We start from the raw sequence: 9,341 nt of genomic DNA on the forward strand, positions 1-9,341 counted from the left end.
CCCCTTGGCCGCCCCGGCACCGCCCGTGGCGGGGCGCGCCGGCACGGCGACGCCGGCCCCATGGTCGTAATGGCGGCGGCGGTCCCCGTCGCCCAGCACTTCCCAGGCCGCATTCAGGGCCAGGATCGTGCGCGGATCGCCGCCGGCATCCGGGTGATGGCGTTTGACGAGGGCGCGGTAGGCGGCCTTGATCTCAGCGGTGGTGGCCCCAGGCGAGACCCCGAGGATGGCGTAGTGGTCGGCGGAGGTCCTGGCCATGCGCTGGCGGCGCCATCTGGCTCCAGCATCGCCGATGGGCCCGCCCGGCCATGAAAAAGCCCCCCTGGGAAGGGGGGCCGGAGGGTTGTGAGGAAACGTGAGGAGGAAGGAGCGCCGATCCAAAGGCCCCGCAAGGGACCCCGGAGGATCAGAACTTGAACTGGGTCTGGATCAGGCCGCCGAGCACGCTGCTCGACTCGCCGGTGGTGGTGAACTGGCCGTTCGGGCGGCTCAGGTAGAACAGGGCCGGGGTCACGCTGATGTTGTCGGTGACCTGGAACCGGTACCACCACTCCCAGGCAAAGTTGCCATCCTGGGGTGTCTCACCGTTGCGCAGCGAGGTGGCAAACACCGGTTGCCCCACAGCCATACCGAGAGCATTGCCCTTCATGAACGCGTCAGACCACTGCAGGCCGACGCTCCAGGACTGGCTGGCGCCACGGTTCGCCGACTGGTTGAAGGTGGGGACCGTGTTGAAGGTCGGCACCCGCACCGACGTCGTACCGACGCGCAGTGTTGCGGTCTGGGGGTTCAGTTCAGGCTGGGTCATGGCGTTGTACCCCCAGCCCAGGTTGATGGAGGGGATCCAGCCGCTCTTCTTGGGCTGCCACGCGAAGGTGGTGGCGAAGTTGTTGGAGTAGGAGGCGTTGGTGCCGAAGTTCTCCGAGCCCAGGAAGTTGTTGGTGATGTTGGTGCAGTCGACGGCCGGCTGGGCGAAGGAACTGCCGCGGCGGAAGTTCTGGCCGCACTGGACATAGCTCCAGGCGAACGCAAAGCGCCACTGCTTGCCAGCCACACCGGCCTGGGTGGTCCAGGTGCCGCGGCTGCGCTCATTCAGCAGGCCGCCCTGATTGGGGTTGCCGTTGTCACCTCTGGGGGCCACGTAAGCCGTGGAGATCGCGAAGTAGGGCTTGCCCTTCTTGACCTTCTGCTTCCACATCAAACCGAACGTACCACCGGTGGCCTTGTTGTAGGCACCGGGAGCACCGTGAAGCGTGAAAACGTCAAGGATGCCGCCGTTGTAGAACCAAGGCTTGATCGCCAGGAATTCGGTGGCGCGGGCTTTGGCGCCGATCAGGGCCGTGAAATCGCGACCGATCGGGAAGCGGTAGTAGAGACGGTCGATGTTGACGACGTCAGCACCACCGGTGGGCGAGAAGGCGCGATCCAGCGCCATCAGATTGTATGGGCGGCCTCCGAAGGGGCTGTTGTTGAAGTTGCCGCTGCGCAGACGGGTGTACAGCAGGTCCTTACCGGTGAAGCTGGTGAGGAAGTTGAGGCGCAGGTCGTAGTTGAAGACCGTGGCGCCCCAGTTGCGGCGGTTGTTGGCGGGGAAGGCGTTGGCCGCACTGGCCGGCACGCCGGCGGCCGGGTTCGGCAGGCTCTGGTTGCCGCCGAAGCTGTTGGCACCGATCACGAAGACGGCATCACCCTGGAGCTTGGTGGTGGTGGAGAACTGGGTGGCCTCGAGCTCACCCACCTTGGCCTCGAGGCCATCCACCCGGCCGCGCAGCACCGCGAGTTCCTTCTCGAACTCGGCCATCAGGCGCTTCAGCTCGTCGGTCACCTCGGTGATCCGGTCGAGACAGGCATTCAGCAGGGCCGCCGCTTCGTAGCGGGTCATGGCCTGGCCGCCCTTGTAGGTGCCGTTCGGGTAGCCGGCGACGCAGCCGTAGCGCTCGATCAGGTTCGAGAGGGCCTGGAACGCCCAGTCGGTGGGCTTGACGTCGGAGAACTGGTTGATGCTCGTGACCTGGTTCTGAGCTTCCCAGGCGTTGAAGCTGTCGATGTTCTGCTGCTCCATGTAGGTGGAGATCTCCGCCCGCTGGGACGGGGAGATCTCGCCGGCCGAAGCGGCAAGCGGCGACAGCAGCCCAAGGGCCACCGGCGCCAGCAGGAATTGCTGGAAGGGTTTCATTGGTCCTCACACCAAAAAGAGGAATCCCCCGGAGGGGACGGCGCAAAGGTATAGGAATCCCTGCCAGGAGCCCGAGGGCCTCAGCACACCGGCTGGTATTGCAGCTGACATGGACACCCGGATGATCCTTTCCGTCGAGGAGTGGGGTGGCGGGAAAAGGAAAGGACAGGGCAAGGGCCAGACGGGGCAGGCGTTGCCAGCACCTGGGAGCGGAGAAAGCCCCCGCGAAGGGGGCCGGCGCGCTGTGAGGAGAGGGGCCCACGGGGCCCCGGAGGATCAGAACCTGAACTGGGTCTGGATGAGGCCGCCAAGCACGCTGCTCGACTGGCCGGCGGTGGTGAACTGGCCGTTGGGACGGCTCAGATAGAACAGGGCCGGGGTCACGCTGATGTTGTCGGTGACCTGGAACTTGTACCACCACTCCCACACGAAGTTGCCGTCCTGGGGCGTCTCACCGTTGCGCAGCGAGGTGGTGAACACCGGCTGGCCCACTGCCATGCCGGCTTCGTTGCCCTTGGCGAACACATCGGACCACTGCAGGCCCACGCTCCAGGACTGGCTGGCGCCCCGGTTGGCCGACTGGTTGAAGGTGGGAACCGTGTCGAACGTCGGCACGTTGATGCCGTTGATCCTGGCGGTGACGGGGTTGAGCTGGGGCTGGGTCATGGCGTTGTAGCCCCAGCCCAGGCTGATGGAGGGGATCCAGCCGCTGCTCTTGGGACGCCAGGCGAAGGTGGTGGCGAAGTTGTTGGAGTAGGAGGCGCTGGTGCCGAAGTTCTCCGAACCCAGGAAGTTGTTGGTGATGCTGGTGCAGCCCACCGCCGGCTGGGCGAAGGAGGTGCCGCGGCGGAAGTTCTGACCGCACTGGACATAGCTCCAGGCGAAGGCGAAACGCCACTGCTTGCCGGCTACACCAGCCTGGGTCGTCCAGGTACCGCGGCTGCGCTCGTTCAGCAGGCCCCCCTGGTTGGGGTTGCCGTTGTCGGCGACGGGGGCCACATAGGCCGTCGAGACCGCGAAGAAGGGCTTGCCCTTCGGAACCTTCTGCTTCCACATCAGGCCGAAGGTGGTACCCGTGGCCTTGTTGTAGGCGCCGGGGGCACCGTGCAGCGTGAAGACATCAAGGATGTCGGACTTGTAGAACCAGGGGGAAATCGCCAGGAACTCCGTCGCCCGGGCCTTCGGGCCGATCAGGGCGGTGAAGTCGCGGCCGATCGGGAAGCGGTAATACAGACGGTCGATGAAGACGGTGTCGGCCCCGGCCGTTGGAGCCGTGAGCTTGTCCAGCGCCATCAGGTTGTACGGCTGGCCATTGAAGGGGCTGTTGTTGGCGTTGCCGCTGCGCAGACGGGTGTACAGCAGATCCTTACCGGTGAAGCTGGTGAGGAAGTTGAGACGGACGTCGTAGTTGAACACCGTGGCGCCCCAGTTGCGCCGGTTGTTGGCCGGGAAGGCGTTGGCCGCCGCCGCGGGGATGCCCGGGGCTGGATTCGGCAGGCTCTGGTTGCCACCGAAGCTGTTGGCACCGATCACGAAGGTGGCTTCGCCCTGCAGCTTGGTGGTGGTGGAGAACTGGGTGGCCTCGAGCTCACCCACCTTGGCCTCCAAGCCATCCACCCGGCCGCGCAGCACGGCGAGCTCCTTCTCGAACTCGTCCATCAGGCGCTTGAGCTCGTCGGTCACTTCGGTGATCCGATCGAGGCAGGCGTTGAGCAGGGCCGCCGCTTCATAGCGGGTCATGGCCTGGCGGCCCCTGAAGGTGCCGTCCGGGTAGCCGGCGACGCAGCCGTAACGCTCGACCAGGTTCGAGAGGGCCTGGAACGCCCAGTCGGTGGGCTTGACGTCGGAGAACTGGTTGATGCTGGTGACCTGGTTCTGGGCTTCCCAGGCCTTGAAGCGATCGATGTTCTGCTGCTCCATGTAGGTGGAGATCTCCGCCCTCTGGGACGGGGAAATCTCGCCCGCCGAAGCGGCGATCGGCGACAGCAACCCAAGGGCCACCGGCGCCAGCAGAACTTGCTGGAAGGGTTTCATTGGTCCTCACACCAAAAAGAGGAATCCCCCAAAGGGGAGCCCCGAAAGTATCGGCATGGGGAAAATAGATTCGGCGAGTGGTCACGGAGCCATGTGACCATTGGCACAGGGCCAGGTGATTGCCCTGGGATCGGCGAAGAAAAAAGCCCGACTGCAACGCAGACGGGCCAAGGAGAGGACAGATTGTGAGGGTGATTGATCCTGAAGGATCAGAACTTGAAGGTGGTCTTGATGAAACCGCCGAAGTTGTTGAAATCGGAGCCCACGGGACCGATCGCACCGACGTTCTTGGAGACCTGGCCCAGGGGGGCGCTCAGGTAGTACAGCGCCGGGGTCACGCTGATGTTGTCGGTGACCTGGAACTTGTACCACCACTCCCAGGCGTAGTTGCCATCGACGATGGCAGTGGCGGCGGCGGGGCCACCGAAGACGGCGGGACCGGCGCTGACGGAGGTCAGGAAGGTGGGTTGACCCACGGCCATGCCGAAGGCGTTGCCCTTGATGAACACGTCATCCCACTGCAGACCCACGTACCAGGACTGGCTGGTGGCCTTGGTGATGCCGGTGGTGGAGACCAGGGCCGTGGCAGCGTTGGCGGTGGTGCCGTTGTAGTTGCTGCTGTTGATGCCCCAGCCGGCGCTGATCGAGGGGATCCAGCCGGAGTTGGTGGGCTGCCAGTAGGCGCTGATGCCCACCGAGTTGGTGGCGGCGGCGTTGGTCTGGAGGATGGTGGCCAGGGGCGTGCCATTGCCGGGATAGAGACCGGCGAAACCCGACGAGTAGGTGTAGGCCGCCGCGATGCCCCAGTTGGAGCCGGTGTAGGCGATCTGACCGGTGCCGGTCTGGGCGGAGCAGGCGTTGCCGATGCCGCCGCAGTTGGGGGTGCCGGCGATCGGGTTGCCCACGTCACCGTTGGCGGAGACATAGTTGGCGCTGATGCTGAAGCCGCCACTCTTCCACCACAGACCGCCACCGGCGCCCAGGTTCAGGCTGTAGGTGCCGGGGGCACCGGCGTAGGTGAAGATGTCGAGGACGGTGTCAGCCGGGTAGGCGGACGGCCACACGGCCAGCATGTCGTCCTGACGGACGCGGCCGCCGATGGTGGCGGTGAAGTTGCTGCCCAGGGGGAACTGGTAGAAGAGGCGGTTGATGGCGACCACGTCACCGCAATCGGTGCCGGTACCGCAGAATTCTTCGAAACCGGCTTCGGTGGCGTTCAGGCCGACCACGGGCTGGCCGAAGGGCGACTGGGCGAAGTTACCGGCCCGCAGACGGGTGCGGAGCAGGTCCTTGCCGGTGAAGCTGGTATCGAAGTTCAGCTGGATGTCGTAGTTGAACGCCGTGGCGCCCTGGGTCTGGCGAGCCAGATTCGCCCAGGTGTTGGGGACGAAGCCAAAGCCGGCGGGGTTCGCCCCGAAGGGACCGGGCACGAAGGAAGGAATGGGAGTCTGACCAACGATGCCGGCGGGCAGCAGTACGGAGGTGGGATCGGCGGGAACGGCCGGCAGGAAGACCCCGGGGACCGGAACGATCTGGGCGTTGCCGCCGTAGCTGTTGGCGCCCATGATGAAGGTCGCCTTACCGGTCAGCTTGGTGGTGGTGGAGAACTGGGTGGCCTCGAGCTCACCCACCTTGGCCTCCAGGCCATCCACCCGGCCGCGCAGCACGGCGAGTTCCTTCTCGAACTCAGCCATCAGGCGCTTCAGCTCGTCGGTCACCTCAGTGATCCGGTCGAGGCAGGCGTTCAGCAGGGCCGCCGCTTCGTAGCGGGTCATGGCCTGGCCGCCCTTGTAGGTGCCGTTCGGGTAGCCGGCAACGCAGCCGTAGCGCTCGATCAGGTTCGAGAGGGCCTGGAAGGCCCAGTCGGTGGGCTTGACGTCGGAGAACTGGTTGATGCTGGTGACTTGCTCTTCGGCGGCGTACCTGTTGACGCCGTCGATGTTGAGCTCAGCCGCCTGGACCGCCACGGGGGCGAGCAGGCCGAGAGCTGCAGGAGCAACCAGCAGTTGCTGGAAAAGCTTCATGGGTTCCTCACACGATAAGGAGTGCTGTTCCTTGCCGGAACAGGGCAAAGCATAGGTCCAGTTTCTTGCTCTGCAAGCAGCAAGTCATGTGCAGACAACGGTCGAAGAAGCGGCCTAAGTGAGCGGCTTCATCAACACACAAAAAAGCCCGGCTGCAAGCAGCCGGGCAAGTGAGAGGACAGAAGGTGAGGGTGATTGATCCGAAAGGATCAGAACTTGAAGGTGGTCTTGATGAAGCCGCCGAAGTTGTTGAAATCGGTACCGGTGGTTCCGATCGCGCCAACATTCTTGGAGACCTGACCCAGGGGAGCGCTCAGGTAGTAGAGCGCCGGGGTCACGCTGATGTTGTCGGTGACCTGGAACTTGTACCACCATTCCCAGGCATAGTTGCCATCGACGATGGCGGTCGCGGCGGCGGGACCACCGAAGACGGGGTTGCCACCGCTGACGGCGGTCAGGAAGGTGGGCTGGCCGACGGCCATACCGGCGGAGTTGCCCTTGATGAACACGTCATCCCACTGCAGACCCACGTACCAGGACTGGCTGGTGGCCTTCGTGATACCGGTGGTGGAGACGAGGCCGCCATCCACGAAACTGGGGCCGTTGAAGTTGCTGGTGTTGATGCCCCAGCCGGTGCTGATCGAGGGGATCCAGCCGGAGTTGCTGGGCTGCCAGTAGGCGCTGATGCCCACCGAGTTGGTGGCATTCGCGTTCACGAAGAGCGCGTTGGCCAGGGGTGTGGCGTTGCCGCCGTAGGTACCGGCGCCACCCGAGGAGTAGGTGTAGGCCGCCGCGAGGCCCCAGTTGGAGCCGGTGTAAGCCACCTGAGCCGTACCTGTCTGGGCGGAGCAGGCGTTGCCGATGCCGCCGCAGTTGGGGGTGCCGGCGATCGGGTTGCCCACGTCACCGTTGGCGGAGACGTAGTTGGCGCTGATGCTGAAGCCGCCGCTCTTCCACCACAGACCACCACCAGCACCCAGGTTGAGGCTGTAGGTACCGGGAGCACCGGCGTAGGTGAAGATGTCGAGGACGGTGTCAGCCGGGTAGGCGGACGGCCAGACGGCCAGCATGTCGTCCTGGCGGACGCGACCACCGATGGTGGCGGTGAAGCTGCTGCCCAGGGGGAACTGGTAGAAGAGGCGGTTGATGGCGACCACGTCGCCGCAATCGGTGCCGGTACCGCAGAATTCTTCAAAGCCGGCTTCGGTGGCGTTCAGGCCGACGGTGGGGCCGCCGAAGGGCGACTGGGCGAAGTTACCGGCCCGCAGACGGGTGCGGAGCAGGTCCTTGCCGGTGAAGCTGGTGTCGAAGTTGAGCTGGATGTCGTAGTTGAACGCCGTGGCGCCCTGGGTCTGACGGGCCTGGTTCTGCCAGGTGTTGGGGACAACGGGGCCGAGGGGACCGAAGGGACCGGTCACGAACGCGGGGACGCCGGTGGCCAGGGAAGCAGCGGGGCTCACCTGGGCGTTGCCGCCGTAGCTGTTGGCGCCCATGATGAAGGTCGCCTTACCGGTCAGCTTGGTGGTGGTGGAGAACTGGGTGGCCTCGAGCTCACCCACCTTGGCCTCCAGGCCATCCACCCGGCCGCGCAGCACGGCGAGTTCCTTCTCGAACTCGGCCATCAGGCGCTTCAGCTCGTCGGTCACCTCGGTGATCCGGTCGAGACAGGCGTTCAGCAGGGCCGCCGCTTCGTAGCGGGTCATGGCCTGGCCGCCCTTGTAGGTGCCGTTCGGGTAGCCGGCGACGCAGCCGTAGCGCTCGATCAGGTTCGAGAGGGCCTGGAACGCCCAGTCGGTGGGCTTGACGTCGGAGAACTGGTTGATGCTGGTGACTTGCTCCTCGGCGGCGTATTTGTTGATGCCGTCGATGTTGAGCTCAGCCGCCTGGACCGCCACGGGGGCGAGCAGGCCGAGAGCTGCAGGAGCAACCAGCAGTTGCTGGAAGAGTTTCATGGGTTCCTCACACGGAAGCGGCGCAATGCGCCAAACGAAGAATCCCGCACAGGGACAGGACCAGCCCGTCGCCATGTGCCAGAAAGCACAACGTCCGGTACCCGGGGCTGCTGCCAGAGTGCCGCCCATGAAGGCCCTGTGGGCGTCGCTGCCCTTCCTGCCCCTGTTGCTGACGGCGGCGCCGCGCAGCTTCCTGGCCCACGACGAGGGCTACTACGCCCTGCAGGCCCGCTGGATCGCCCAGAGCGGCCAGTGGCTGGGTCCCCCCTGGTGGGACCAGGTGGTCTTCGATCGCAGCATCGGCCTGCCCTGGCTGATCGCCACAGCCGGCCGGCTGCCGTGGGTGGGGCCCTGGTCGGCCCATCTGCCGTCCCTGGTTGCCGCCGTGGCCTGCCTGTTGCTCACGGCCGACCTGGCCAGGCGCCTGCTGGGCGGCGCCGGCTGGCTCGCCGCCGCCGTGCTGGCCCTCACCCCCCTCTGGCTCGACTATGCCCATCTGGCCAGCCAGGACATGCCGCTGCTGGCCCTGGAACTGCTGGGGATCCTGGCCCTGCTGCGGGCTGACGCGGCGCAGAGGCCCTGGACGGTCCTGGCCGGCGCCTGGATCGGTCCGGCCTTCCTGATCAAGGGCTTCATGGTGGCGCTGCCGGTGGTGGCCCTGCTGCCCTTCCTGCTGCTGGAACGCCGGGCCCTGCTGCGGCGGCCCGCCTTCTGGCTCGGCCTCGCCCTGGGCTGGCTGCCGGTGGCGCTCTGGCTGGGCCTCAGCCTCCGGATGCTGGGCCTGCCGGTGGTGGCGGGACTGTGGCAGAAGCTGCTCTACCTCTCCGAGAGTGACGTCTACAGCGCCGGTCCGCTCTATTACCTCTGGAACCTGCCAGCCAACACCTTCCCCTGGAGCCTGCTGGCCCTGGCGGGCTGGTGGGGCTGGCTGACCGGACCGCTGGAGCGGCCCCGGCGCCTGCTGCTGCTCCTCTATCCGGTGCTGATGCTGCTGCTGCTCAGCGCCTTCCGCACCAAGACCCCGTACTACGGCCTGCAGCTCACCCCCTTCATCGCCCTGGCAGCCACGGCCGGCCTGCGCTCCTGGAGCGCCGGCACCGGCCGCTGGGCCCGGGGAGCCACCCTCGCTGCCGGGGGCCTGGGGCTGCTCCTGGT

Annotated in this window: 6 protein-coding genes; 1 reads left to right on the forward strand and 5 read right to left on the reverse strand. The window is 66.0% G+C overall.

Annotated features, from left to right (window positions below; genetic code table 11):
- The 5 genes from VB737_RS03870 to VB737_RS03890 all read right to left on the reverse strand — a co-directional run.
- Positions 1-258 (reverse strand): J domain-containing protein (locus VB737_RS03870; protein WP_500311289.1); only part of this gene is annotated, 258 nt, incomplete at its 3' end.
- 148 nt (positions 259-406) lie between these two features.
- Positions 407-2,176 (reverse strand): iron uptake porin, encoded by a 1,770-nt coding sequence (locus VB737_RS03875; protein WP_500311291.1) that lies wholly within the window; start codon positions 2,174-2,176, stop codon positions 407-409.
- 276 nt (positions 2,177-2,452) lie between these two features.
- The gene (locus VB737_RS03880) at positions 2,453-4,210 is read right to left on the reverse strand and encodes an iron uptake porin (protein ID WP_500311292.1); all 1,758 of its coding nucleotides are present in this window, start codon (positions 4,208-4,210) and stop codon (positions 2,453-2,455) included.
- Positions 4,211-4,419: 209 nt separating this feature from the next.
- Positions 4,420-6,234 (reverse strand): iron uptake porin, encoded by a 1,815-nt coding sequence (locus VB737_RS03885; RefSeq protein WP_500311294.1) that lies wholly within the window; start codon positions 6,232-6,234, stop codon positions 4,420-4,422.
- 209 nt (positions 6,235-6,443) lie between these two features.
- Positions 6,444-8,186, reverse strand: coding sequence for an iron uptake porin (locus tag VB737_RS03890; protein WP_500311296.1), 1,743 nt, complete (start codon positions 8,184-8,186; stop codon positions 6,444-6,446).
- A gap of 127 nt (positions 8,187-8,313) precedes the next feature.
- On the opposite strand from VB737_RS03890, the gene VB737_RS03895 reads away from it, so the two are divergent.
- On the forward strand, positions 8,314-9,341 hold a 1,028-nt coding region (locus VB737_RS03895; protein WP_500311298.1), incomplete at its 3' end, for an ArnT family glycosyltransferase.

It is taken from the genome of Synechococcus sp. BA-120 BA3 (genome assembly GCF_034931285.1).
Lineage (GTDB): Bacteria > Cyanobacteriota > Cyanobacteriia > PCC-6307 > Cyanobiaceae > Cyanobium.

What these genes read in the sequence shown, in the direction of transcription:
- VB737_RS03885 (WP_500311294.1), bottom strand. Translation starts at nt 6,234, where the DNA reads ATGAAGCTTTTCCAGCAACTGCTGGTTGCTCCTGCAGCTCTCGGCCTG.
- VB737_RS03890 (WP_500311296.1), bottom strand. Translation starts at nt 8,186, where the DNA reads ATGAAACTCTTCCAGCAACTGCTGGTTGCTCCTGCAGCTCTCGGCCTG.
- VB737_RS03875 (WP_500311291.1), bottom strand. Translation starts at nt 2,176, where the DNA reads ATGAAACCCTTCCAGCAATTCCTGCTGGCGCCGGTGGCCCTTGGGCTG.
- VB737_RS03880 (WP_500311292.1), bottom strand. Translation starts at nt 4,210, where the DNA reads ATGAAACCCTTCCAGCAAGTTCTGCTGGCGCCGGTGGCCCTTGGGTTG.